Source organism: Streptomyces sp. NPDC048473 (genome assembly GCF_043200155.1).
Classification (GTDB): domain Bacteria; phylum Actinomycetota; class Actinomycetes; order Streptomycetales; family Streptomycetaceae; genus Streptomyces.
Genome location: NZ_JBICXE010000001.1, coordinates 417,426 through 442,432 on the forward strand (window position 1 = coordinate 417,426; position 25,007 = coordinate 442,432).

24 protein-coding genes and 1 riboswitch are annotated in these 25,007 nt (G+C 71.0%); of the genes, 6 read left to right on the forward strand and 18 right to left on the reverse strand.

Annotated elements, in window-relative coordinates:
* Positions 1–14 precede the first annotated feature (14 nt).
* From ACGFU7_RS01955 to ACGFU7_RS01970, 4 genes are all read right to left on the reverse strand, one after another.
* Positions 15–1,043: a 6-phosphofructokinase gene (locus tag ACGFU7_RS01955; protein ID WP_393691309.1), complete on the reverse strand. Its 1,029-nt coding sequence runs from the start codon at positions 1,041–1,043 to the stop codon at positions 15–17.
* Between the two features lie 127 nt (positions 1,044–1,170).
* Positions 1,171–1,863 carry a response regulator gene (locus ACGFU7_RS01960; RefSeq protein ID WP_393691311.1) on the reverse strand — a complete coding sequence of 231 codons (693 nt, stop codon included), beginning with the start codon at positions 1,861–1,863 and terminating at the stop codon, positions 1,171–1,173.
* Positions 1,860–3,083 (reverse strand): MacS family sensor histidine kinase, encoded by a 1,224-nt coding sequence (gene macS / locus ACGFU7_RS01965; protein ID WP_393691313.1) that lies wholly within the window; start codon positions 3,081–3,083, stop codon positions 1,860–1,862. The genes ACGFU7_RS01960 and macS overlap by 4 nt, the downstream gene beginning before the upstream one ends.
* Positions 3,084–3,132: 49 nt before the next feature.
* Positions 3,133–3,876, reverse strand: coding sequence for a lysophospholipid acyltransferase family protein (locus ACGFU7_RS01970; protein ID WP_393691315.1), 744 nt, complete (start codon positions 3,874–3,876; stop codon positions 3,133–3,135).
* A 195-nt stretch (positions 3,877–4,071) separates the two neighbouring features.
* Between ACGFU7_RS01970 and ACGFU7_RS01975 the strand changes: the two genes are divergently transcribed.
* The gene (locus ACGFU7_RS01975; protein WP_393691317.1) at positions 4,072–4,851 is read left to right on the forward strand and encodes an alpha/beta hydrolase; all 780 of its coding nucleotides are present in this window, start codon (positions 4,072–4,074) and stop codon (positions 4,849–4,851) included.
* Complete coding sequence (locus ACGFU7_RS01980; RefSeq protein WP_393691319.1) at positions 4,844–5,545, forward strand: hypothetical protein; 702 nt, start codon at positions 4,844–4,846, stop codon at positions 5,543–5,545. Before ACGFU7_RS01975 ends, ACGFU7_RS01980 begins: the two co-directional genes overlap by 8 nt.
* A gap of 42 nt (positions 5,546–5,587) precedes the next feature.
* Here ACGFU7_RS01980 and ACGFU7_RS01985 read toward each other — a convergent pair whose 3' ends face one another.
* The 6 genes from ACGFU7_RS01985 to ACGFU7_RS02010 form a co-directional block, all read right to left on the reverse strand.
* Positions 5,588–6,346 (reverse strand): endonuclease/exonuclease/phosphatase family protein, encoded by a 759-nt coding sequence (locus ACGFU7_RS01985; protein WP_393691321.1) that lies wholly within the window; start codon positions 6,344–6,346, stop codon positions 5,588–5,590.
* A gap of 79 nt (positions 6,347–6,425) precedes the next feature.
* Positions 6,426–7,367, reverse strand: a complete 942-nt coding sequence (locus ACGFU7_RS01990) for an ROK family glucokinase (protein WP_393691323.1) — start codon at positions 7,365–7,367, stop codon at positions 6,426–6,428.
* Positions 7,368–7,441: 74 nt separating this feature from the next.
* Positions 7,442–7,900, reverse strand: a complete 459-nt coding sequence (locus ACGFU7_RS01995) for a DUF5304 domain-containing protein (protein WP_393691325.1) — start codon at positions 7,898–7,900, stop codon at positions 7,442–7,444.
* A gap of 82 nt (positions 7,901–7,982) precedes the next feature.
* Positions 7,983–9,251: an ArsA family ATPase gene (locus ACGFU7_RS02000; RefSeq protein ID WP_393691327.1), complete on the reverse strand. Its 1,269-nt coding sequence runs from the start codon at positions 9,249–9,251 to the stop codon at positions 7,983–7,985.
* Positions 9,252–9,255: 4 nt separating this feature from the next.
* The gene (locus ACGFU7_RS02005; RefSeq protein WP_393691329.1) at positions 9,256–9,705 is read right to left on the reverse strand and encodes an SRPBCC family protein; all 450 of its coding nucleotides are present in this window, start codon (positions 9,703–9,705) and stop codon (positions 9,256–9,258) included.
* 107 nt (positions 9,706–9,812) lie between these two features.
* On the reverse strand, positions 9,813–10,619 hold the full coding sequence (locus tag ACGFU7_RS02010; RefSeq protein ID WP_393691331.1) for a metallophosphoesterase: 807 nt from the start codon (positions 10,617–10,619) through the stop codon (positions 9,813–9,815).
* A gap of 280 nt (positions 10,620–10,899) precedes the next feature.
* Between ACGFU7_RS02010 and ACGFU7_RS02015 the strand changes: the two genes are divergently transcribed.
* Positions 10,900–12,696 (forward strand): AMP-dependent synthetase/ligase, encoded by a 1,797-nt coding sequence (locus ACGFU7_RS02015; protein WP_393691332.1) that lies wholly within the window; start codon positions 10,900–10,902, stop codon positions 12,694–12,696.
* A gap of 79 nt (positions 12,697–12,775) precedes the next feature.
* Here the strand turns inward: ACGFU7_RS02015 and ACGFU7_RS02020 are convergent, their stop codons facing one another.
* A complete protein-coding gene (locus ACGFU7_RS02020; RefSeq protein ID WP_393691334.1) occupies positions 12,776–13,918 on the reverse strand; it encodes a glycosyltransferase family 4 protein in 1,143 nt (380 codons plus the stop codon).
* A 121-nt stretch (positions 13,919–14,039) separates the two neighbouring features.
* Here ACGFU7_RS02020 and ACGFU7_RS02025 point away from each other — a divergent pair, with 121 nt between their 5' ends.
* Complete coding sequence (locus ACGFU7_RS02025; protein ID WP_393691336.1) at positions 14,040–15,290, forward strand: glycosyltransferase 87 family protein; 1,251 nt, start codon at positions 14,040–14,042, stop codon at positions 15,288–15,290.
* A gap of 14 nt (positions 15,291–15,304) precedes the next feature.
* On the opposite strand, the gene ACGFU7_RS02030 is transcribed toward ACGFU7_RS02025, so the two are convergent.
* The 5 genes from ACGFU7_RS02030 to ACGFU7_RS02050 form a co-directional block, all read right to left on the reverse strand.
* Positions 15,305–16,561, reverse strand: a complete 1,257-nt coding sequence (locus ACGFU7_RS02030; protein ID WP_393691338.1) for a hypothetical protein — start codon at positions 16,559–16,561, stop codon at positions 15,305–15,307.
* A 17-nt stretch (positions 16,562–16,578) separates the two neighbouring features.
* Entirely contained in the window at positions 16,579–17,610 is a 1,032-nt protein-coding gene (locus tag ACGFU7_RS02035) for an NlpC/P60 family protein (protein ID WP_393691340.1), read from the reverse strand.
* 236 nt (positions 17,611–17,846) lie between these two features.
* Entirely contained in the window at positions 17,847–18,872 is a 1,026-nt protein-coding gene (locus ACGFU7_RS02040; RefSeq protein ID WP_393691342.1) for an NlpC/P60 family protein, read from the reverse strand.
* A 284-nt stretch (positions 18,873–19,156) separates the two neighbouring features.
* The gene (locus ACGFU7_RS02045) at positions 19,157–20,518 is read right to left on the reverse strand and encodes an NYN domain-containing protein (RefSeq protein ID WP_393691832.1); all 1,362 of its coding nucleotides are present in this window, start codon (positions 20,516–20,518) and stop codon (positions 19,157–19,159) included.
* A 37-nt stretch (positions 20,519–20,555) separates the two neighbouring features.
* Positions 20,556–20,798, reverse strand: coding sequence for a hypothetical protein (locus ACGFU7_RS02050; RefSeq protein WP_393691344.1), 243 nt, complete (start codon positions 20,796–20,798; stop codon positions 20,556–20,558).
* Positions 20,799–20,959: 161 nt separating this feature from the next.
* On the opposite strand from ACGFU7_RS02050, the gene ACGFU7_RS02055 reads away from it, so the two are divergent.
* Positions 20,960–21,712, forward strand: coding sequence for a rhomboid family intramembrane serine protease (locus ACGFU7_RS02055; protein WP_393691346.1), 753 nt, complete (start codon positions 20,960–20,962; stop codon positions 21,710–21,712).
* Positions 21,709–21,990, forward strand: coding sequence for an Lrp/AsnC family transcriptional regulator (locus ACGFU7_RS02060; RefSeq protein ID WP_393691348.1), 282 nt, complete (start codon positions 21,709–21,711; stop codon positions 21,988–21,990). The genes ACGFU7_RS02055 and ACGFU7_RS02060 overlap by 4 nt, the downstream gene beginning before the upstream one ends.
* A gap of 79 nt (positions 21,991–22,069) precedes the next feature.
* Here ACGFU7_RS02060 and ACGFU7_RS02065 read toward each other — a convergent pair whose 3' ends face one another.
* Entirely contained in the window at positions 22,070–23,446 is a 1,377-nt protein-coding gene (locus tag ACGFU7_RS02065) for an aminotransferase class V-fold PLP-dependent enzyme (RefSeq protein ID WP_393691350.1), read from the reverse strand.
* A gap of 174 nt (positions 23,447–23,620) precedes the next feature.
* Positions 23,621–23,738: riboswitch (SAM riboswitch) on the reverse strand.
* 83 nt (positions 23,739–23,821) lie between these two features.
* Positions 23,822–24,886, reverse strand: coding sequence for an anthranilate phosphoribosyltransferase (trpD, locus tag ACGFU7_RS02070; RefSeq protein WP_393691352.1), 1,065 nt, complete (start codon positions 24,884–24,886; stop codon positions 23,822–23,824).
* Positions 24,887–25,007 lie beyond the last annotated feature (121 nt).

Below are 25,007 nucleotides of genomic sequence, written 5' to 3' on the forward strand. Positions count from 1 at the left end.
CCCGATCGCGCCGCTCAGCCGAAGAAGACGCTCACCTCCGCATAGAGAGCCGGATCGACGGTCTTGAGCCGGGCGGTCGCCTCCGCGATCGGCACCCGCACGATGTCGGTGCCCTTCAGGGCGACCATCGTGCCGAAGTCGCCGTCTCGCACGGCTTCGATCGCATGCAGGCCGAAGCGGGTGGCCAGCCAGCGGTCGAAGGCGCTGGGGGTGCCGCCGCGCTGGACATGGCCGAGGACGGTCGTTCTGGCCTCCTTGCCGGTGCGGCTCTCGATCTGTTTGGCCAGCCATTCGCCGACGCCGGAGAGCCGGACATGGCCGAAGGAGTCGTGCGATCCGTCCTTGAGGATCATCTCGCCCTGCGCGGGCATGGCTCCTTCGGCGACCACCACGATCGGTGCGTAGCTCGCCCTGAAACGGGAGGTCACCCAGGCGCAGACCTGGTCGATGTCGAAGCGCTGTTCCGGGATGAGGATGACATTCGCACCGCCGGCCAGCCCCGAGTGGAGCGCGATCCAGCCCGCATGACGGCCCATCACCTCGACGACGAGGACCCGCATATGGGATTCGGCGGTGGTGTGCAGCCGGTCGATGGCCTCGGTCGCGATGCCGACGGCCGTGTCGAATCCGAAGGTGTAGTCGGTGGCGGAGAGATCGTTGTCGATGGTCTTGGGAACACCGACGCACTTGATGCCATGTTCGTCGGACAGGGTCGCCGCCACGCCGAGGGTGTCCTCGCCGCCGATCGTGATGAGCGAATCGACCTCGTACTTGGCGAGGTTGTCCCTGATCCGGCGGACGCCGTGCTCCGCGCCGAGCGGATTGGTGCGCGAGGAACCGAGGATGGTGCCGCCGCGCGGCAGGATGCCGCGCACCGCCGGGATGGAGAGCGGCACCGTCTCGCCCTCCAGCGGGCCGCGCCAGCCGTCCCGGAATCCGATGAAGTCGTAGCCGTACTCCTGCACGCCCTTGCGGACGATGGCTCGGATGACCGCATTGAGCCCGGGGCAGTCGCCGCCCCCGGTCAGTACTCCGACCCGCATGGAAGCATCCCTTCGCCGAAGTGAGCTCGCTGCCGACCACGCTAATCGTGATCCAGGTCACCCAGGGATGGGTCGGAGGGTCAATTCCCGTGCAATGCCGGACGGTTGGCTGCCGGCTCCGATGCGCTCAGACGTCGTCGAGGCCGCGCTCGATCGCGTACCGCACGAGCTCCACACGGTTGTGCAACTGGAGCTTGCCCAGGGTGTTCTGGACGTGGTTCTGGACGGTGCGGTGCGAGATGACCAGACGCTCGGCGATCTGCTTGTACGAGAGTCCCTTGGCGACCAGCCGCAGCACCTCGGTCTCGCGCTCGGTGAGCTGCGGGGCCTTGGGTACGTCGGACGCGACGGGCGTGGGGTCGGAGGCGAGCCTGCGGTACTCGCCGAGGACCAGCCCGGCCAGGCCCGGGGTGAAAACGGGGTCACCGACGGCGGTGGACCGCACGGCCTCGGTCAGCTCCTGCGTACTTGCCGACTTGAGCAGATAGCCGGTGGCGCCGGACTTCACCGCTTCCAGTACGTCGGCGTGCTCGCCGCTCGCGGAGAGCACCAGGACACGCAGCCCGGGGTGGGAGCCGACGAGCTCCTTGCAGACCTGTACACCGGGCATGCCGGGCAGGTTGAGGTCGAGTACGAGGACGTCGGGGGTGGCGGCCTTCGCCCTGCGGACGGCCTGCGGTCCGTCACCGGCGGTCGCCACCACGTCGAAACCGGACTCGGAAAGATCGCGGGCGACGGCGTCGCGCCACATCGGGTGGTCGTCGACGACCATCACCCTGATGGTCCGCTCCTCGGCACCCTGGATGTTCTGCGTGCTCATCTGGCTGATCCTGCCTTCCCCCGTGAAACCTTCGGAACCTTCAACTCGACCTCGGTGCCCTGGCCGGGCACCGAAATCAACTCCGCCGTGCCGCCCAGGTCACGCAGCCTTCCCCGGATCGACAGGGCGACCCCCATCCGCCCCTCCCCCTCGGCCTGGGCGAGCCGCCCGTCCGGGATGCCGGGGCCGTCGTCCCGGACCGTCACGATCACCTCGTCCGGCCAGTCCTCGACGAGGATCCAGGCCTGGGCATTCTCCCCCGCGTGGACCCTGACATTGTCCAGGGCGGCACTGACAGCGGCCGCCAGCTCCCTCGCCGCCTCGGGAGCGAGCAGGACCGGAGCGCCGGGCTCCGCGAAGCTGACCCGGGAGCCGGCGTGTGGGGCGAGCAGGGAGCGCAGATCGCAGTCGGCTTGACCGGACGGTTCGTCGTCGACCTCGACGCTGCGGACCACGGCGCCTTCGGCGGCGTCCTCGGAGACCCGGGTGGTGGGCACCAGACCGCTGGAGACCAGGGTGCGCAGGGCGACTTCCTGCTCCCCGGCCATCCTGCCCAGTTCGGCTGCCTCGCCGCCCAGCGCCGTGCCTCGGCGCTGCACCATCGCGAGGACCTGGAGCACGCTGTCGTGGATGTCACGGGCCAGCCGTTCCCGCTCGCGGGTGGCGGCCTCGATCTCCAGGGCGCGGGCGAGGGTGCGCTCACTGGCCCTGGCCACCTCGACGACGTAACCGATGGCAATGGAGGCGACCCAGACCAGCAGGACGTTGTGGAAGGTGTCCCGGCTGGGCTCGCCGCGCTCGACGATGTTGGCGACGGCGACGAAGGTGGAGGCGAAGGCCGCCCAGCGCCAGCCGCCCTTGATCGCGAAGGCCAGCACGCAGCCCGCGGTCCAGATGGACGGCAGCGTCGGGCCGTCGACGTGCTGGGCCTCGAAGTCGGCGAGCGGGGTGAGGAGGATGCCGACGAGAGCGAGAGCCAGGTCGGCGCCGAGGAACCGCTTGGTGCAGGCGACGGCGCCCGCGACCTTCGGAAGTGTGCCGAGCGTCCAGGCCGCCATCACGACCAGGAAGGCGATGGCCACCCACGGCCGGTCGTACCTGTCCCGGCCGAAGACGGCGAGCAGGACCGCGTAGAGCATCGTCAGAATGCGGTACGCCGTCAGCGCACTCCACAGCGGCTGCTCGACCGACATACGTACGACCCGCTCGCGCCTGGCCATTTCCCCACCCCCGGACGGAAACGACGCGGTTACGCGCCGGACCGTTCCCTCACCCTTGCGTTCCGGGCTCTGTGCCCGCGTGCTTCTCCTCCTCGGCACGGCGCTTCGCCTCGTCCGCGATCTGCCGCTTGGCAGCGGTCGCGTAGATGTCGACGTACTCCTGGCCGGAGAGCTTCATGATCTCGTACATCACCTCGTCGGTGACCGAGCGCAGGATGAAGCGGTCCCCCTCCATGCCGTGGTAGCGGCTGAAGTCGAGCGGCTTGCCGATCCTGATCCCCGGGCGCATCAGCTTGGGGATCACCTGACCCGGCGGCTGGATCTTCTCCGTGCCGATCATCGCGACGGGGATGACGGGCGCTCCGGTGGCCAGCGCCACCCGGGCGAGTCCGCCGGGCTTGCCGCGGTAGAGACGGCCGTCGGGCGAGCGGGTGCCCTCCGGGTAGATACCGAAGAGCCCGCCGCTCTCGACGACCTCGATGCCCGCCTTGATGGCCGCCTCACCGGCGCCGCGGGCGCCCGAGCGGTCCACCGGGAGCTGGCCGACACCCTTGAAGAAGGCGGCGGTCAGTCTGCCCTTCACACCGGGCGCGGTGAAGTACTCGGACTTGGCGATGAAGGTGACCTTGCGGTCCAGGACGGCAGGCAGGAAGAAGGAGTCGGAGAACGACAGATGGTTGCTCGCGAGGATCGCCGGTCCCTGCGCGGGGATGTTCTCCAGGCCCTCCACCCATGGCCTGAAGGCGAGCTTCAACGACCCGCCGATGGAGAACTTCATTGCGCCGTAGATCAACTCGGGTGCCTCCTGTGTGCTGTCCGACAGACCTTAACCCGTGGCGCCGTCCGCGCTCCCGCCCGGCACGGAGCCGAAGCGGTGGCCGGGGCCGTGACGACCCTGGTCGGTGTCGGTCCGGTCGCGTACGGTGAAGTAATCCTTCTGCACTCCCCCCTTTCGCTCCCCTTCGAGCCTCACGAACAGGAGACCCCGGTGCCGGTCCTGCCTGGAGCCGAGCCGTTCCGCCACGAGGGCGGAGAGGTCGGCGTCCTTCTCTGTCACGGATTTACCGGTTCCCCGCAGTCGCTGCGCCCCTGGGCCGACTACCTGGCGGAGCGCGGGCTCACCGTCTCGCTGCCGCTGCTGCCCGGGCACGGCACCCGCTGGGAGGACATGCAGCTCACGGGCTGGCAGGACTGGTACGCGGAGGTGGACCGGGAGCTGCGGGACCTGTCGGAGCGGTGCAGCCAGGTCTTCGTCTTCGGGCTTTCCATGGGCGGCGCGCTCACGCTGCGGCTGGCGGCGAAGCACGGGGACGCGATCAGTGGTCTGGTGCTCGTCAATCCGGCGAACAAGGTGCACGGCCTGTCGGCGTACGCACTGCCGGTCGCCCGCCATCTGGTGCGGACGACGAAGGGGCTGGCGAGCGATATCGCCCTGGAGGGCTCCGCCGAGGTGGGGTACGACCGGGTGCCGTTGCACGCGGCGCATTCGCTGCGGAATTTCTTCCGCCTGGTCGACGCCGAGCTGCCCCAGGTCACCCAGCCGATCGTCCTGCTGCACAGCCCGCAGGACCATGTGGTGCCGCCCGCCGACTCGGCCCGGATCCTCAGCCGGGTGTCATCGACGGATGTCGAGGAGATCCTGCTGGAACAGAGCTACCACGTGGCGACGTTGGACCACGATGCGGAGCGGATCTTCGACGAGAGCTTTTCGTTCATCGGCCGCCTCGCTCCGAGCGTCGGAAAGAAGGGGAGCACGTCAGGTGGCTGAGCACGACGCGGAGCGCGCGGGCAGCGAGGAGGGGCGCGAGCCCCTTCCCGCGGAAGGAGCTGCGCTCCCCGCAGAGGGGGCGGCCGTGCCCGACGACGGCACGGGTCCGCAGGATGCTGCTGCCCCGAAGGTGCCGCCGGGCGCCGATGGCGAGCCGTCCGACCGGTCGATCGACGAGGACGCCGCGTGGAAGGCGATCGTCGCGGGGTACGGCGACGAGCCGCCGGACCCGCCGGGCGCCAGGCCGTTCAGGTCGATCGAGGACCTCGCACTGCCGGAGGACGATCAGTCGGGCGTCCTGGATCCGGACAAGGGAGTCGGGAAGAAGACTCCGAAGCCGCCGGAGAAGCCGCTCGGCAGCTCGATCGTGTTCGCGCCCGGCGTCGCCGGTCCGCGCGACTACGAGGTCGAGGAGCCGAAGGACGGCGACATCGACGACAGCGACGAGGGGCATTTCGTCCCCCCGGAGCCGCCGCCGCTGCCGGAGGCCGACGTCACGGCGAAGTTCGCCTGGCTCGCGGTCGTCGGCGGTCCGGTGCTGATGCTGGTCGCGGTGCTGCTGCGGTGGGACATGACCTGGTGGCTCACGACGGTCTGCGTCGGCGGCTTCCTGGGCGGCTTCGTCACGCTGGTGGCGCGGATGGCCGACGACGACGATGACGGCGACGACCCCGGACGCGGGGCGGTGGTCTGAGACCGGACCCGTCGAGGAGGCCTTGAGCTGCTGCCGAGCGGCTCAGGGCCTGGTCGCGGGCACCCGTAGGGCCGCCAGCACCGGCAGGTGGTCCGTGGCCGCCCGCAGGTCCGCGTCGGTGACACCGGGTAGCCCTGCGGGGACACCGCAGCCGAGCACCTCGATCCCGCCCGTCGCGAACACCGCGTCGATGCGCCGCTGCGGACGGTCCGGCGAGAAGGTGTTCTCGTCACCCCACGGCCGGACGGCCCAGCAGTCCTGGAGCCGCCCGGCCAGCCGCCGGAACGCGGTCCCGGTCGGTACGTCGTTGAGGTCGCCGGCCGCGATGGCGTGCTCGACACCCATCGCGTCCAGCCGGTCCAGCAGCATCTCCGTCTGGGTCAGGCGTTCCTCGCGCTGCAGGCTCAGATGGAAGCTCAGCAGACCGATCCGGGTGCCCGCGATCCGTACCACCGACGTGGCGAAGCCCCTGCGGTGCAGTCCGGGGGTGAGCGGCAGCAGCACGTCCTGTGTCCGCTCCACGGTGGCGCGCAGCGAGCAGAGCAGCAGCGGCCCGGCCGCCGTGGCGCCGCCGCTGAGGACGACCAGGCCGGTGCGGGCCGCGAGCCAGGCGGCGCGCTTGCGCCAGCGGAAGAAGCGCGGGGCTTCCTGGATGAGGACGAGGTCGGGGGCGCAGGCGCTGATGACGCGGGCCAGTGCCTCGCAGTCGTCGCGCATCGACCGGACGTTGTAGCTGAGCACTCTGATGACGGCCGAACCATCCGGCTCGGTACGGGAGTCGGGCAGCGGCGTCAGGACCATGCGTCTCACGATACGACGGACGCCCGCCGCTCCCCTGGGGGGCGCGGCGGGCGTCCGGCTCTGTCAGGTTCCGGGTGGTTCAGCCCTGGCGGGCCAGGTCCGCCGCGCCCACCAGGCCTGCCTTGCCGCCCAGTTGGGCCGCGAGCACCTGGGCGTGCGGGCGCCACTCGCCGCCGATCAGCCAGCGCCGGAACGACTTGCGGATCGGGTCGAGGACGAGTTCACCCTCGTCCGACACGCCGCCGCCGACGATGAACGCGGACGGGTCGAAGAGCGAGGCGAGGTCGGCGAGTCCGGCGCCGGCCCAGCGGGCCAGCTCGCGGAACGAGTCGATCGCCACCGGGTCGCCCTGCCGGGCGGCCGCGCTGATGTGCTTGCCCTCGATGCCGTCCACCGTGCCGTCGCCGAGCGACAGCAGGGTCGTGGCGTTCTCGGGGGTGGCGTTGGCGCGCTGCTTCGCGTACCGGACGAGTGCGCGGCCGGATGCGTACTGCTCCCAGCAGCCCTGGCTGCCGCAGCCACAGAGCAGCCCGTCCGGGACGACCCGGATGTGGCCGAACTCGGCGGCCACACCGAAGCGTCCGCGGCGCAGCTTGTTGCCGATGATGATGCCGCCGCCGAGACCGGTCCCGAGTGTGATGCAGATGACGTCGTCGTGGCCCTGGCCGGCGCCGAAGCGGTACTCGCCCCAGGCGGCGGCGTTGGCGTCGTTCTCGACGACGACCGGAAGGCCGACGCGCTGTTCGACCTTGTCCTTCAGTGGCTCGTGCCGCCAGTTGATGTTCGGCGCGAACAGCACGGTGGCGCGCTTGTCGTCGACATATCCGGCGGCGCCGATGCCGACGGCGTCGATCTGGTGGCCCTCGCTCGCGCCGGACACGGCTGCCGCGATCGCGTCCACAATGCCTTCAGCCGTCTGCGGGGTCGACACCTTGAACATCGAGAGGATCTGTCCCTCTTCGTCGACCACTCCAGCTGCAATCTTCGTGCCGCCGATATCGACGCCGATGGTGAGTCCCATGAATCCCTCAGTTTCGGTCGAGCCCCGCTGTGGCCAACGGTACCCGAGCCGGGGACCCGGCCCATCCGTGCCGGTCAGTCCAGGTCGATGTGTTCGCCCGCGGCGGGGCCCTCATCACGGGGGTCGGTGGGGTCGTCGGCCTTCTTTTCGGTGCCTGCGGGGTCCCCGGCGCCCTGGGTCCAGCGGCGTTCCTGGCCTTCCACGGCGGAGCGGTAGGCGGCGAGAAGTTCACTGCCGGCCGCGGCGATGTGATCGAAGACGTCCGGATTGCGTTCGATGACGGGCTCGACGGCGGACTTGGCCTGCTTGATGATCTGCTGCACGGTGCCCTGGGCCGCCGCGCCGAACAGCGGCGACTGGAGGGACGAGACCTTGTCGGCCACGGCGTCGACCAGCTTGCGCAGCTCCTCGGCGGCGGAGCCGGGCTGCGGGCCGTGCTGGGCGCGGCGGCGGGCCTTCTCCGCTTCGAGGTCCTCGGCGCAGGCCTTCGCCCACGCGTCGTCGTCGACGGGACGATCGGTGGCTTCGCTCATGGCGGACTCCTGCGACGTGGTTGCCGGCGGCCCGGCATACGGGACTCGTACTACCGACGTTACCCGAACCGTGATGCGCCGTTCAGCTCGTCCTGGGCCACAGGCCGGGGTCCGGCGTGAACCGGACCCGGAGCACCCCGTCGGTGAGGGCGGCTCCGGAGACGGTGCAGCGGCGCAGCCCGGACTCCAGGGGGACGATCCGGTGGAACGGGCCCACGGTGAGGAGCAGTTCGTTGCCGCGGCGCACCAGCTGGAGGTCCGACTTCACGGCCCCGGGCAGGGGCAGGCACCAGACCAGAACGCGGTCGCCGTCGAGGCCGTCCGGAAGGTTCGGATCCTCGATCCACCAGGGGTCGTCGGCCCGGCCGGGGTTCCGGTCGTCCAGTTCCGCGGCGAGTCCGTCGCCCTCGAAGAGGCCGCCACCGGTGCCGGCCTCCTCGAAGACGGTGCAGCCGGCGCCGGTGTCGAGAAGGGTGAGGTCGTCCAGGCCCCGCGGATCGCGGCCGAGGTGGGGCACTTCGCACAGGGCTGCCGCGGGCACCCATTCCTCGTACCAGTGGTCGATGGTCTTCTCCTGCTGCGCGGCGAGGGCCGCGAACCAGGGGTCGCCGGAGTGCCTGGGCAGTACCCGGTTCACCGCGAGGGTGTCGACGCGCAGTCCGTGCAGGGCGAGTCCGGTGCGGGCGGTGCGCAGGGCGTCCTCGGCGGCGGGGCCGGGTTCGGCGACCAGCCGGAGCGTGGTGTTGCGGTCCTCGATCAGCGCCTGGACGGCGGCCAGCTCGGCGTCCCTGCGGGCGGCGGCCTCGTACAGCCACTGGGCGGGCATGGGTACGCCGGCGAGCTGGGCAAGCATCGGGCGCAGGGCGCGGGCGGCCTGGCGTTCCTGGGGCAGCAGTCTGCGCAGGTAGCGGCGCAGCTGTTCGGGCAGGGCGAGTACGGCGAGTGCTTCGCGCAGTGGCGGCAGGTCGACGACGAGGAGTTCGTAGCCGCCGTGGGACCAGTCGCCCTCGGCGGCGCGGCGCAGGGCGTGCAGGAGGGCGAACCGGTCGCTGCCGGGGAGTTCGGTGAGTTCCTCGCCGTCCAGCCGGTTCCCGCCGAGCAGGTCGAGCACGCCGGACGCCTGGTCCTGAAGGGTGAGGAGTTCGCTGCGGAAGTGTTCGCCGGAGTCGATGCGGGCGGACCACAGGCCGCCGGTGACCTCGGTGGGTTCCGTGCCTTCGGGGAAGCCGGGTATGGCGTCGGCGGAGAGCAGCAGGGTGCGGCGCCCGCGGCGGGCAGCGGCCAGGGCGGTCGCTGCCGCGACGGTGGTACGGCCGGCGCCGCCGGGGCCGGTGACGAGGACCGTACGCACCGGGTCAGGCCTTCGGGATGGACTCGACGCGCTTCTTCAGGCCGGCCAGGGCCCGGTCGATGATGACCTTCTCCGCCTTGCGCTTGATCATGCCGAGCATCGGGATCTTGACGTCGACGGTCAGCCGGTAGGTGACCTCGGTGCGGTCGCCGTCGCCGAGCGGGGCGAGTGCGTAGGAGCCGTCGATGGCACGCAGCATCTGGGACCTGACGAGGGTCCAGCTGACCTCGTAGTCACCGATCCAGGTGTACGCGAGGGTGTGGTCGTCCTTGATCGCTCCGGCGTCGAGGACGAGACGGACCTTCTCGGCGCGGCCCCGGTCGTCGGTGGCCAGGACCTCGGCCTCCTTGACCTCGCCGGTCCACTCCGGGTAGCGGGCGAAGTCGGCGATCACTCCCATGACGTCGGCCGGCGCCGCCTCGATCGTGATGCTCGAGCTGGTGTGTTCAGCCATCGCCGTGGCTCCTCCAGTGCGGTGTACCGGTGCGTCGGCAGAGGCCTGCCGTCAGAAGGCTATCGCGTGTGCGCGGCGCCTCGTTCCAGGGTCCGGTGCCGGTGCGGTCACCATTCCAGGGCCCAGGGCCTGCCGGTGGACGCGAAGTGGCCGACGTTCACGCATTCGGTGGCGCCGATCCGCATCCGGCGGACCAGCGGCTGGTGGACATGACCGAACAGTGCGTACCGGGGGCGGGTCCTGCGGATGGCGTCGAGCAGGGCCCGGCTGCCGCGTTCGAAGCGGCGCGCCACCGTGTCGTACGTCAGCTCCGGCACATCGGGCGGGATGTGGGTGCAGAGCACGTCGACCGGGCCGATGGCCTCGATCTTGGCCGCGTACTCCTCGTCGCTGATCTCGTACGGGGTGTTCATCGGGGTCTTCAGGCCGCCGCCGACGAAGCCGAGTACGCGGCCGCCGATCTCGACGCGGTCGCCGTCGAGGACGGTGGTGCCCGGGCGTGCGTACTCGGGCCACAGGCCGGGGATGTCGACGTTGCCGTAGGTGGCGTACGTCGGGGTGGGGAAGGCGGCGAAGAGCTCGGCGTACTGCTTGCGCACCGCGGAGACGATCGCGGCGTTGCGGTCCACGCCCGCCCACAGGCCGCGACCGAACTCGCGGGCCTCCTCGAAGCGGCGAGCGGTGCGCAGTTCGACGATCCGGTCGGCGTTCTCCACTCCGAAGAGATCGGGGAAGATGCCGCGCGAGTGGTCGGCGTAGTCGAGGAAGAGCACCAGGTCACCGAGGCAGATCAGGGCGTCGGCGCCGTCCCCGGCGCGGGCCAGGGCCTCGGTGTTTCCGTGCACGTCGCTGACCACATGAACGCGCGTGCGCCGCGTGGTCGAGGTTCCTCGGCTGTTCGGTCCAGCTGGCATGACGATCACCCTAGAACTCCGCTGTCCACCTGGGTAGAGGCCGCCGGACCTGCGACGACCTCCGGGTGGTAACCGTGGTGGACTACTGTGCGCGCAAGGATCACGGTTGTGTGTGACGCATAAGACATCTGGCCGCAACCCCCTATCGGGAACCGAGTACTGGTGGGTAACGTCCGGGCAGTCCAGTCGTGCTCACCCCACTGAGCACCTGCCAATCTTGGACCGCAGCCGGTGCGTCACACAGAGCCGTGGCACCGGAGCCCGATGAGGAGCAGCAGTCTTGCGCGAGTTCAGCCTTCCGGCCCTGTACGAGGTCCCCTCGGACGGCAACCTGACGGATCTCATCCGCCGCAATGCCGCTCAGCATCCCGATGTCGCGGTGATGAGCCGCAAGGTGGCGGGGGTGTGGACCGACGTCGACGCCACACAGTTCCTGGCGGAGGTCAGAGCCGTCGCCAAGGGCCTGATCGCCGCGGGGATCGAAGCGGGCGACCGGGTGGCCCTGCTCTCCCGTACCCGCTACGAGTGGGTCCTGCTCGACTTCGCGATCTGGAGCGCGGGCGCGGTCACCGTCCCGGTGTACGAGACCAGCTCGCCCGAGCAGATCCAGTGGATCCTCGGCGACTCCGGTGCCACCTTGTGCATCGTGGAGTCCGAGGCGCACCAGGCCTCTGTGGTCTCGGTCGACGCGGATCTGCCGGCTCTGAAGGGCGTCTGGCAGATCGAGGACGACGCGATCCGCCGGCTGTCGGCGATCGGCGAGGACGTCTCGGACGAGATCCTGGACCTGCGGATGGTGAGTGCCAAGGCGGATGACCCGGCCACCATCGTCTACACGTCGGGCACCACCGGCCGTCCCAAGGGCTGTGTGCTCACGCACCGCAGCTTCTTCGCGGAGTGCGGCAATGTGGTGGAGCGGCTGAAGCCCCTCTTCCGTACCGGCGAGTGTTCGGTGCTGCTCTTCCTGCCCGCCGCGCATGTCTTCGGACGGCTGGTCGAGGTGGCCTCCGTGATGGCCCCGATCAAGCTCGGCTGCGTACCGGACATCAAGAACCTCACCGATGAACTGGCCTCCTTCCGGCCGACGTTGATCCTCGGCGTGCCGCGGGTCTTCGAGAAGGTCTACAACTCGGCGCGTGCCAAGGCGCAGGCCGACGGCAAGGGCAAGATCTTCGACAAGGCCGCGAACACGGCGATCGCGTACAGCCGCGCGCTGGGTACTCCTCAGGGCCCGCCCATGGGCCTGAAGTTCAAGCACAAGGTCTTCGACCGGCTGGTCTACAGCAAGCTGCGGGCCGTCCTCGGCGGACGCGGCGAGTACGCGATCTCCGGCGGTGCACCGCTGGGCGAGCGGCTCGGCCACTTCTACCGCGGTATCGGCTTCACCGTCCTGGAGGGCTACGGCCTCACCGAGACCTGTGCGGCCACCGCCTTCAATCCGTGGGACCGGCAGAAGATCGGTACGGTCGGCCAGCCGCTGCCCGGCTCGGTCGTCCGGATCGCCGACGACGGCGAGGTACTGCTGCACGGCGAGCACCTGTTCACGGGCTACTGGAAGAACGAGGCGGCCACGGCCGAGGCGCTGGCCGACGGCTGGTTCCACACGGGTGACATCGGCACGCTCGACGAGGACGGCTATCTCGCGATCACCGGCCGCAAGAAGGAGATCATCGTCACGGCGGGCGGCAAGAACGTCGCTCCCGCGGTGATCGAGGACCGTATCCGCGGGCACGCCCTGGTCGCCGAGTGCATGGTGGTCGGCGACGGGCGGCCGTTCGTGGGCGCGCTGATCACCCTGGACGAGGAGTTCCTGGGCCGCTGGGCCGAGGAGCACGGCAAGCCGGCCGGCTCGACGGCCGTGTCGCTGCGCGAGGACCCGGAGCTGCTGGCCGAGGTGCAGCGGGCGGTGGACGACGGGAACGCCGCGGTGTCCAAGGCGGAGTCGGTACGCAAGTTCCGCATCCTGGCCTCCCAGTTCACCGAGGAGGCGGGCCACATCACACCGTCGCTGAAGCTGAAGCGGAATGTAGTGGCGAAGGACTTCGCGGACGAGGTCGAGTCGATCTACCGGAGCTGACCGGAAGTACGTGAGAGGGGCCCGCACGCCGTGTGCGGGCCCCTCTCACGTACCAGCGGGCTCTTTTCGTGTACGTGGGTCAGAGCAGCGCCCGGAGCCTCTCGGCCAGCAGGTCCCAGCGCCACTTCTCCTCGACCCAGGCCCGCCCCCGCTCCCCCATCCGCTGCCGCAGCTCCGGGTCGCGGAGCAGGGTGACGATCCGGTCGGCGGACTCCTCCACGGAGCCGCCGCGCACCACCCACCCGGTCTCGCCGTCGAGCACGGCGTCCGGCGCACCGCCCGAGTCGCCCGCCACCACGGGCAGTCCGGTCGCGGACGCCTCCAGGAAGACGATGCCGAGGCCCTCCACGTCGAGGCCGCCGCGACGGGTGCGGCACGGCATGGCGAAGACGTCACCCGCACCGCAGTGGGCGGGCAGCTCGTCCCACGGCACCGGCCCGGTGAAGCGCACCGAGTCGCCGACCCCTGTCCGAGCGGCCAGCCGCTTCAGCTCCTTGGCGTACGGTCCGCCACCGACGATCAAGAGCACCGCGTCGGGCACCTGCGCCAGGATCGCGGGCATCGCGAGGATCAGCGTGTCCTGGCCCTTGCGCGGCACGAGCCGTGACACACAGACGACGACGGGCCGGTCCGAGAGCCCGAGCCGGGCCCTGATCAGGTCCCCGCCGGAGTCCGGGTGGAAGGTCTTCACGTCGACGCCGGGCGGCAGTTGGACCATGCGGGCCGCCGCCTCGGGGCTGAGAGCGGTGGCGATCCGGGAGCGGGTGTACTCCCCCAGGTAGGTGATCGTGTCCGTGCTTTCGCCGATCTTTCCCAGCAGCTGCCGGGCCGCGGGCAGCTGGGCCCAGCCCGCCTCGTGACCGTGCGTGGTGGCGACCAGGCGGCGGGCACCGGCCCTGCGCAGCGCCGGCGCCATCAGCCCGAGCGGGGCCGCGGCGCCGAACCAGACGGATGTGCAGCCGTGTACGCGCAGCAGCTGCACCGCGCGCCGGGTGACCCGCGGGGTCGGCAGCAGCATCGTCGTCCGGTCGCGGACGACGGTGAACGGCTGCTCGGCGTCGAAGGCGGCGGTGGCCGCGATGCCTTCGGGGCCACGCTTCCAGGCGGAGGCATATACGACGATCTGTCCGGGGTCCAGGCGCAGTGCCATGTTGTGCAGAAATGCCTGGATGCCGCCGGGGCGGGGCGGGAAGTCGTTGGTCACGATCAGGGTCTTGTCCATCCCGGCCGACAGTACCGGGCGGCCGGGCGGATGGCTCTCGCACAGGCCGGGCGGGCATCATGGCTCCTCGTACCCACCGAGTACCCACCGAGTACCCACTGACGAAACGGATGAGGCGTTCATGACGGGATCGACCGGCGCGCGGCTCGCTCTCGCGGTGTGGGCCCTCACCAGGGTCGCTCTGCTGCTCTGCGTCACGAAGGTGATCACGCTGCCCGGACCGGACGTGACCAGTGATGTCTCGGTGATCTACCACGGCTGGTCCGAGGTCCTGAAGACCGGTACGTACCCGCAGTCCGACGTCACCTGGCAGTACCCGCCCCTCGCCGCGCTCGCCATCCTCTCCCCCGCCCTGCTCCCGTTCCTGGACTACGCCTCGGCCTTCTTCGTCCTCGCGTTCCTGTGCGACGGGCTGGTGCTGGGGCTGCTGCTGTACGCGGGCCGCCGGACCGGCCGGTGGACGGCGGGCGCCTGGGTGTGGGTGGCGGGGGTGCCGCTGCTCGGTACGACCGCGTACGCCCGCTACGACGTGATGGTGGCGGCGGTGGCGGTGGCGGCGCTGTTCGCGGGGGTGCGGCATCCGCGGGTGCTGGGGGTGCTGGCCGCCGTGGGTGCGCTGCTGAAGGTGTGGCCGGTGCTGATCCTGGCCGGTACCGCGCGCGGGTCGCGGACGCGCCGGGCGTGGACGGCCGCGGCGGTGGCGGCGGCCGGGCTGCTGGTGGTGTGCACCGTGGCGATGCCCGGTGCGCTGGCCTTTCTCGGCTTCCAGCGCGACCGGGGCACCGAGGTCGAGTCGCTGGGGGCGCTGGTCTTCCATGTGTGGCGACAGTTCGGCTGGCAGGGCCGGGTGGAGCTGCACTACGGCTCGCTGGAGTTCCTGGGTCCGCATGTGCCGCTGGTGAGCACGCTCGCCCTCGGGCTCTCCGGCGTGGCCTTCGGCTGGCTGCTGGTGTGGCGGCTGCGGGCCCGTGACTTCCGGGTGAGCACCCCGGCCGACGCGGCGTTCACGGCGGTGCTGCTGTTCACGACCACGAGCCGGGTGATCAGCCCCCAGTACATGCTGTGGCTGGTCGGTCTGGCGGCGGTCTGCCTGGTCTTCCGCGACAGCCGGATGGGGCTGCCGGCCGTTCTGGTGCTGCTCGCCACGGGTATCACCCAGCTGGAGTTCCCACTCGGGTTCGTCCATGTGGTGACCAGTGACGCGACGGGCGTGACGCTGATGTTCCTGCGCAACGGCCTGCTGGTCGCGGCGACGCTGATCGCCTGCCGGCAGCTGTGGCGGCAGACGGTGTCCGGGACGCTGCGCGAGGGCGGGCAGCCGCCGGCCGCCCGGTCCGGCGTCGGCCGGGAGGCGGAGCCGGTCGGCTCCTGAGCCGTGCGCCTGGCTCAGCCGAGACGGGAGCGCAGATACTCCCGCCAGCGTGCCGTGAAGTCCTGCGGGGTCGTGGAGAGCACCTCCTGCATGGCCTGCTCCACCGCCCCGTCCCGCCCTGAGTGTTCTCCGACGGCCCGGTAGAAGGCGAACAGCTTCTTCTCGCCCCAGTGGTCGGCGATCAGCTCGCAGGCCAGCCAGGCGCCCTCGTACGCCTTCGCCAGGCGCGCGGAGTCGCCCGCGAAGCGGAAGTCCTCGTCCGCGGGGAGTCCGGCGGGCAGATCGCCGTGCAGGACGGCGTCGGCCAGTTCGGGCGCGGCCTGTGCGGCGGTACGGTCCTCGGCGCGGTAGGCCGCCCAGTCGGCGAAGCCCTCGGAGAGCCAGGTCGGGGTGGCGGCGGAGGTGCGGGTGCGAGTGGCGACATGGGTGGTCTCGTGGGTGAGGACGATCCGCCGCCCGAAGGTGCTGAGCACGCCGTACGCCTGAGGGTTGACGATCACCCGGTCCGCGGGCGCCCGGTCCGGGCCGCCGGTCTGCCCGGTGGTGACGGCCGCGATGCCCCGGTAGTTCGCCGCCGGCGCCCCCAGCAGCCCTGCCATGTCCTCCACGGTGCGCGGTACGAGCACCACCACGCGGCCTGCCCAGCGTTCCGGCCAGGCGTCCGAGACCGCGGGCACCGCGCGGTCCGCGGCCTGGGCGATCCGGCGCAGCTCCTGCTCCGTGCGGCCGACCCCGAGGACGAGGCTGTGCTTTGCGCGTACCACCTGGACATCGCCCTGCTGCCAGAGCTGCCGGCCGCCGTCCTTGCCCGCCCGGTCGCCGGTGATGTACCAGCGGCCGTCCGCGCTGTCCCGCCTCAGATCGAGCACCCGGTCCGCAGTGACCGGGGCGGCGTCGTAGCCCTTGATCCGGTAGCGCAGCTGTACGTCCGCGGTGGCCCGGTCGGCGCCCTGTCCGGTCACATCCGTCAGCCGGTACGTCCATGAGCTCAGCGGTACGTCCGCGAGGTTGCCCAGTTCCCGGCGCTGGGCCGTGCGCAACCCGGTGGCCCGCGGGTCTATGGCGGCCAGGTAGGCGTCCGTGTCGTGGGCCGGCACGGCGGCCGCACGGCGGTCCAGGGTGGCGCGGATACCGCGGGCGGTGGAGTCCGGGGCGGCGCCGTCGTCGGGGGCCGCGCAGGCGGAGGCGAACAGCAGCCCGGCGAGCAGCACTCCCGCCGTGCGCCGTCCTCCGTTACGTCCCCGCCGTGCGGTACGCCGCTGATCAGCCACCCGGTCGAGGGTACGGGTCAGACGCGGGTGACCGAGGAGACGGGCATCATGCCGACGGGGTCGTAGCGCACCGGGGCGCCCGGATACGGGGCGTGGATCACCTGGCCGTTGCCGACGTACATCCCGATGTGGCCGGCGTCCGCGCGGTAGGCGACCAGGTCGCCGGGACGGGCCTCGGAGAGCGGCACCATGTGTCCCGCGTACCGCTGGGCCTGCGAGGTGCGCGGCAGGCTGACCCCGGCCTGGGCGTACGCCCACTGCATCAGCCCGGAACAGTCGAATCCGGCGGGTCCGTTGGCCCCCCAGATGTACGGGCGGCCCAGTGCCTGCCGGACCGCCATGACGGCTGCGGCCGCCCGGGCGGAGCCGGCCGGCAGGTCGGCCATGGCCGGGAACACGTCGCCGCGGCCAGAGCGCGAGGCCCGCTCGAAGTCCGCCCGGTCGGCGCTGGGCAGCGCGTCCAGCAGCTGCTTGGCCTGGGCGAGCTTGCCCTCGACAGTCCGTTTGTGGCGGGTGGCGGCCGCCCGGTTGCGCTCCAGCTCGGCCAGCGCCCCGGCGGCCTCCGCGCGGGTCTGCGCGAGAGAGCGCTGGGCCTGCTGGAGTTCCCGCAGCTCGGTGGCCTGACGCTCGGTCAGGCGGTCCAGGGTGGCCGCCCGGTCGAGGTAGGTGTCCGGGTCGGAGGAGAGCAGCAGGGCGAGCGAGGGATCGAGGCCGCCCGAGCGGTACTGCGCGCTCGCCACGGAACCGAGCGCCGTACGCATCCGGTTGAGGCGTTCCTGGCCGCGGGCCGCACGGTCCTGGGTCCGCTTCACCTCGCCGCGCAGCCGGTCGGCGTTCTCACCGGCCTTGTTGTACTGCTCGGTGGCCCGCTCGGCCTCGCCGTACAGCCGGTCGACCCGGGCCTTGGCAGCCCGGGGCGTGTCCTGCGGGTCGGCGTTCGCGGTGGCCGCCCCGAAGGTGGCGGCCGCGGTCGCCGCGGCGGCCGACAGAACAGTGACCCGGACGCCCCGGTTGAGGCCGGGCTGTGTGGAACGGCGATGGGACACCACAGGACGCCGTACTCCCTTCCGCTGTACGCACATGTGCGCAGCCCCTGCCGCCCGGGGCGGGCGGACCGACGACCGGGAGCTGCACGGCAGGCAGACAGTAGTCGGGCGATTACGGAGCGGCCAACGGCCGCGCCGGGCGGACGGGGGCGCAAACAGGAGCGCCCCGCCGGTGACCTGTGGTCTCCGGCGGGGCGGACTGTCTGTGCGGGCGCGGGAATTCGCCCGTTCGGGCGTCGTCAGATGCGCACGCCGACCTGGAAGGTGCCGATGGTGTTCATCGACTCGTAGCGGACGACCGCGCCCGGCTTCGGGGCGTGCAGGACGGTGTTGTTGCCCGCGTAAAGGGCCACGTGCGAGGTGTTGTTGAAGAAGACCAGGTCGCCCGGCTTCAGCGCGCTGCGCCCGATCTGGCGGCCGTCGTTGATCTGGGTGTACGTGGTGCGGGTGATGTGGGCGCCGGCCTGGGCGTAGGCCCACTGGGTCAGGCCCGAGCAGTCGAAGGAGTTGGGGCCGGTGCCCCCGGAGACATACGGCTTGCCCTGCTGGGTGGAGGCGGCCTGGAGGGCGGCGGCGCCGAGGGCCGAGGCGGGGACCTCGTTGCCGAGGTCGACCCGGTCGCCGGCGGCACGGCTGGCGCGCAGGTCGTCCTGGCGCATCTTCTCGCGCTCGGCGGCGGTCAGCGTGTTGAGCAGCCGCTGCGCATCGGCGAGCTTGCCCTGGAACTTCTTCTTCTTCTCGCCGAGCGTCTTGCGGACGTCCGCGAGGTCACCGAGCTTGTCCTGGGCCTCCTTGCGCTCCTGCGCGAGGGCCCGCTGCTTCTCCTGGATCTTCTCCAGCGACTCGGTCTGCTTGGCCGTCAACTGGTCGAGGGCCGAGGCCTCGTCGAGGAAGCTGTCCGGGTTCGACGCGAGGAAGAGCTGGACCGACGGGTCTATGCCACCGGAGCGGTACTGCGCGGCGGCGAGCGAACCGAGGCCGCCGCGGAGCGTGTTGATCTCCTCCTGGCCGCGGGCCACCTTGTCCTGCAGCGCGCCGACTTCCTTCTCCAGCTTCTGCTGCTGCTCCTTGGCCCCGTTGTACTGCTCGGTGGCCTTCTCCGCCTCGTGGTAGAGCTTGTCGACCTTCGCCTTGACCTCGCTCTTGGAGGGCTTGGGGTCGGCGTGGGCCGCCTGGGAGGTCAGGGCCACGGCCGCGGCGGCGGTCGCGGTGAGCACGGTCACGCGGGTGCGGCTCGGCTGCTTGGGACGACGGTGGGACGCCACGAAGGCGAGCTCCTTCTTCCTCGAGCCGCCTACCGGGCTGTGGGGGACTGAAATCCCCGGCTCCGTGCATGTCACGGACTCGGCGGTTCCTTCGCCGTCACCCCGGATGGGTGATCAACCGCGCGAAGGTTCGAGGCCTGACCCTAGTGACCATCTTGTGATCAGTTCAAATCCTCACGAGAAAAATCTCGTCACAGGAGGTACTTCTTTACCCACAGCACACAGGGTGTAGCGGCGACTTGACGGTCCGTTCTCCAATTTCCGCCGACTCCCGACAAGTGTCACTAGACGCGCGAAAGGCGCTTCAGGAGCAAGACGGACGCAACGGGCCTGGCGCCCGCCTTCGCCACTCCGTCGGCGACTTCGCGGTCGGTGGAGACCACCACGACCGGCCGGCCCGGCGGTTCGGCGCGCGCCAGCTGACGGATGAGCTCATCGGCGGTCACACCGGGCTTGCTGAACAGCACCCGGACCCCGCGCGGCGGTGCGAGCAGCACCGGGGCGGCCAGTTCGGCCCCGTCGAAGACACAGGTCATCTCGGCGCCGGTCTGCGCCGCGAGGACCGCGAGGCCGCCCAGCAGCCTCAGCCGCTGCTTCTCCAGCGGCAACTGCGGATAGCCGGTCTTGGTGACGTTGTAGCCGTCCACGATCAGATGCGCCTGCGGCAGCGCGAGCAACTGGTCGAGCAGGGCCGGATCGGTCTCCGAAAGGGCCCTGGCGGCAATGTCCTTGGGCGACATCCTGCCGGGCTCGACCGCGTCGGCACTGTCCGCGGGGCGGATCGACGAGGGCGGCAGGGCCAGTTCACGACGGAGCCCGCGGGCCGCGTCGAGCACCGTGTCCAGCAGCAGCCGCAGCCGCATGTCCTCGACCGAGCGGCCCTCCCTGGCGGCCCTGCGGCCCGCCTCGACGGACGCCTCGGCCTCACCGAGCCGCGCCTTGAGCCGACGGGTCTCGCTCTCGGCCGCGGAGACCTGGGCGGCCGCCTCGGACCGTACGGCGTCGATCTCGGCCCGGCTGCGGCGCAACGCGGCCTCGCCGCGCTTGACCTCGTTGACGGCACTGCGCAGTTTGCGCTGGACGGATTCGGCTTCCTTGCGGGCCGCGTCCAGCTCGCTGCGGAGCCGTTCGGTCTCGCTCTTCGTCTGGGAGCGGGCCTGGGCGAGCTCCTCGCGCAGCCGTTCCAGCTCGCGGCGGCTCTCCTCGTCGACGCGCTCGGCATCGGCCCGCTGGGCCTCCTCGCCGGCGGCGGTGACCAGCTTCACCCAGCCGGCCGGGCGCAGCACATAGGCCGCGGCGGCCACATCGACGGGGTCGGCGGCGGCGGGCGGCGAACCGGCCTCCAGCGCGGCCGTCAGCTCCGGCTGCGCCTCCCTGAGCCGTTCGCCGATGCGCTGCCGGAACAGCGCGTCGCCCTCCAGGGCGGCGGCCATCGCGTTCCCGGCGAACTTGGCACGCCGGGTCGGGGTGAATCGGGCGTACTGCCTCAGCTGGGCCGGGAGTTCGGTGACCGTCAGGCCGCCGAACGCGTCCGAGACCAGCGCGACGACCCGTCGCCGTACGCCTTCGGGCAGCGGGCGGTCGAGCGCCTCGACGGCGTCGTCGGCCGGCTCGGCCGACTCGGCGCCGCTAGCGGGCTGCTCCACCATCCGTCACCCCAAATCGTCTGTCCGCACGGCCCCGTCAGGAGTCGGCACCCGGCCTGTCCACCAGTTCGATCTGATCCACCGCATTGCACCAACGACAGCGCACCGACTCGATGGTCTCACTGACCACCTCGCGTTCCTCGACGGTGGACTCCCCGGCCAGGTCGAGATGGACGTATTCGATGACCTTGGAGGATCGCGTCACGTCGAACCGCGTGAGATTCCCGCAGAGCGTGCAGCGCCAGCGGGTCACGTCGGTCGGCTGGGGAACCGTCGTCATCGTGCGTCCTCTTTCGTCGAGCCTCGTGACGTCTGCTTCAAGGATCTCGCGGTGCGCCGTCGAACTGCGGATGTCCTGCCGTAACCCTACGGCCTCGCCGCGTCCCCCTGACACGGCGAGGCGGTCTGTCCCGTTCCCTCCGCTTGCGTCATGCTCTGTTCATGATCGATCGGCGGGCTGCGGCCGGCAGATTCACCAGCGGGCTACTACGGACGGTCACCTCCGGCGGACCGCCGGTGACCCATGCCCTGATCGCCCTGTGCTGTCTGGTCTTCCTGATCAGCCCGCTCTCCGGCTTCAACCCGCCCTCCGGCGGCCCCGACGCCCTGCTCGCCGCCCAGGCCGGGTACTTCGAACGCTGGGGCGTGATCCCGAGCGAGCTGTGGAACGGCTCCGCACACCCCCTGCTCACCCCGCTCACCGCCCTCTTCGTGCACGGCAGCTGGCTGCATCTGCTCGGCAACATGCTCTTCCTGTACGTGTTCGGCGCGATGGCCGAGGAGCGCATGGGCCATGCCGAGTTCACCTTCTTCTATCTCGGCTGCGGCTATCTCGCCCTGGTCGCCTACGCGGCCGCGCACGCCACGTCCGACCAGACGCTCGTCGGCGCGTCGGGGGCGATCTCGGCGGTGCTCGGGGCGTTCCTGTACCTGTTCCCCAGGGCCCGGGTCACCAGCCTGTTTCCGTTCCTCTTCTTCCTGCCGCTGCGCTTCCCCGCCTGGATCGTGCTGATCTTCTGGTTCGTCCTGCAGTGGCTGGCGGTCCAGGGCGCGGGCAGCGGGGGCCCCGGCGTGGCCTATCTGGCCCATGTGGTCGGCTTCGCCCTCGGCTTCCTCTACGCCTGGGGGCGTTACCGGCGTACGGATAGAGTGAAGTCTCCAGCCACGGCCACCGAGGGAGAAAGCCAGCCGTGATCACCGCGATCGTGCTCATCAAAACCAGCGTGGACCGGATCCCCGAGATCGCCGAGGCCATCGCCGCGCTGGACTGCGTCAGCGAAGTCTTCTCGGTCACCGGTACGTACGACCTGATCGCCATGGTCCGGGTGGCCAAGCACGATGATCTGGCGGACGTCATCCCCGGCCGGATCAGCAAGATCCCCGGCGTCGAGGCCACGGATACGCATGTGGCCTTCCGTACGTACTCGCAGCACGACCTGGAGGCCGCCTTCGCCATCGGCCTCGACGCGTAGGTACGCCCCTTACTACGGCGTAGCACTTCGGCGGGGGACGGGCTCGGCTGCCCGTCCCCCGCCGAAGTGCTACGTGCCGTCAGAGCTGCGCCGCGCCCCGGTCCGGGACGCAGCGGCCGTCCTCGGTGCGGTACTTCCACTGGGCGCCCTTGCTCACCAGCTCCTTGACCGCGCGGACGAATCGCTCGATGTGCTCGTCCGGCGTACCGGCCCCGAAGCTCACCCGGATCGCGTTCAGTGAGCGCTCGCCCGGCTCGGCCTCCGGCGCGCCGCACTCGCCGACCTCCTGCGGGTCGCTGCCCAGCAGGGTGCGGACCAGCGGGTGGGCGCAGAACAGTCCGTCGCGGACCCCGATGCCGTACTCGGCGGAGAGCGCGGCGGCGAAGTGCGAGCTGTTCCAGCCCTCCACCACGAAGGAGATGACGCCGACCCGCGGGGCGTCGTCGCCGAACAGCGAGAGCACCTTCACCTCGGGGACGTCGGCGAGTCCGGCCCGGACCGCGGTGACGAGGTGCTGCTCCCGGGCGACCAGGTTGTCGAAGCCCGCCTCGGTCAGCGCCTTGCAGGCGGAGGCGATGGAGTACACGCCGATGACGTTGGGGGAACCGGCCTCGTGGCGGGCGGCGGTGGAGTGCCACTCGACGTCCACACCGCCGTCGGTGCGGCGGGCGACCTTGCGCGAGGCGCCGCCGCCGGCCAGGTACGGTTCGGCGTCCTGCAGCCAGTCGGCCCGGCCCGCGAGCACACCCGAGCCGAACGGCGCGTACAGCTTGTGTCCGGAGAAGGCGACCCAGTCGACGTCCAGCTCGGTGATGTCGACGGGGTGGTGCGGGGCGAGCTGCGCGGCGTCCAGCACGATCCGGGCACCGTGCGCGTGCGCGGCGGCCGCCAGCTCCTTGACCGGCCACAGTTCGCCGGTGACGTTGGAGGCGCCGGTGACGCAGACCAGCGCGGGGCCGTAGGGGTCACGGTCGGCGAGCGCCCGCTCCAGCGTCTCGACGGCCTGGGCCGGGGTGCGCGGGGCGTTCAGGTAGGTCACCCGGGCGTCGCGCCATGGCAGCAGCGAGGCGTGGTGCTCGGTCTCGTACACGAAGACCTGACAGTCGGCGGGGACGACGGCGGCCAGCAGGTTGAGGGAGTCGGTGGTCGAGCGGGTGAAGATCACCTGGTCGTCGGCACGGCAGCCGAGGAACTCTGCGACGGTCGCGCGGCTGTTCTCGAAGAGGTCCGTGGAGAGCTGCGAGAGGTACCCGGCGCCGCGGTGGACGCTGCCGTAGTACGGGGCGTACGCGGCGACGTCGTCCCAGACGCGCTGCAGGGCCGGCGCGCTGGCGGCGTAGTCGAGGGCGGCGTACGTGACTTCACCGCCCGTGACCAGCGGAACCGTTACATCCTTACCCAGAACCGGCAGAGGGGCACAAAGCGACCGGTCGGCGGCAGCGGTGAAGACAGACATGGCGAACTCCCGTAACAGGCAGGCGAATTGCATGCGCCGGCGGATACGCGGCAGCGCAGCAGAAAGAGAAAAGGGTGTGCGGAGGAGGGCCGAGAAGCCCTATCGCATTCGCTTGCTCACAAGAGACTCCCTAGGGACCAGGACCCCGGGGGCTGGCATTCACAGATGCCGAGGGGCCCGCGCTTGCCGCAGACCTCGCTGCCTACGGCCTGGTCTTCACCCGGGGCACCCCGCCACGGACGGAGGGTTGCCGGACAGCGGGCCGGGGCCGTAGTCGCTGTCACTCATGACCTGCTCAGCATCCTGCCATACGTACGTCGACGCGCAAGGCGCGGTCCAAGATCTGGACCGCGCCCTGCGTCACATTCCGTCCGGTCAGGCGTTGCTGACCGCCACCCAGCGCTCCAGCACCTGCCGGGCCGCCCCCGAGTCGATGGACTCGGCGGCCTTCGCGATCCCGGCGGCGAGCTGCTCGTTCAGCGTGCCGTCCGTCGGGTCCAGCGCGACCAGCGCCGCCGCCGAGTTGAGCAGCACGGCCTCCCGTACGGGGCCTCGCTCGCCGGCCAGCACCCGGCGGGCCACATCGGCGTTGTACGAGGCGTCGGCGCCACGCAGCGCCTGCGCCGGCACGAGCTCCAGACCGACGTCGCGCGGGTCGAACGCCTCCTCGCGCACCGATCCGTCCCGGACCACCCAGACGCGCGAGGTCGCGGTCGTCGCCAGCTCGTCCAGGCCGTCGTCGCCGCGCAGGACCAGCGCCGAATTGCCTCGCTCGGCGAGGACACCGGCGACGATGGGCGCCATTCGCAGGTCGGCGACGCCGACGGCCTGGGAGCGCACGTTGGCCGGGTTGGTGAGCGGCCCGAGGATGTTGAACGTCGTCGGGGCGCCGAGCTCCTTGCGGGCCCTGGCGGCGTAGCGCAGGGCGGGGTGGAACTTCACCGCGAAGCAGAAGGTGATGCCCGCCTCCTCGGCCACTTCGACGACCCGCTGCGCGCTGATGTCCAGATTGACGCCCAGCTTCTCCAGCACATCGGAGGAACCGCTCGCCGACGAGGAGGCGCGGTTGCCGTGCTTGACGACCTTGGCGCCCGTACCCGCGATGACGATCGCCGACATCGTGGAGATGTTGACCGTCTTGGCGAGGTCGCCGCCGGTGCCGACGATGTCGACCGTGCGACCGGGTACGTGGATGGTGTTGGCGTGCTCGTACATCGCGCGCACCAGGCCGGACACCTCGTCGACCGTCTCGCCCTTGGCGCGCAGGGCCACCGCGAAACCGGCGATCTGCACATCGGTCGCCTCACCGCTCATGATGCGGTCCATCGCCCACGCGGTGTCGTCCGCGGTCAGGTTCTCGCCGCGCAGCAGCGGGTTCAGCACGCCGGGCCAGGAACGGTCCGCCACGCTGTCGCCGCCGACCGGGGTCACAACGTTCATGGTCCGCTCCTGGGGGTCCACAGCCGATAAAAGAGGTTGCCCCCACCCTATCGAGCGCCATGGACAGCAAAGAGCCCCGTCCATCGGATGGACGGGGCTCCAGCTGTGGCGATCAGTTCAG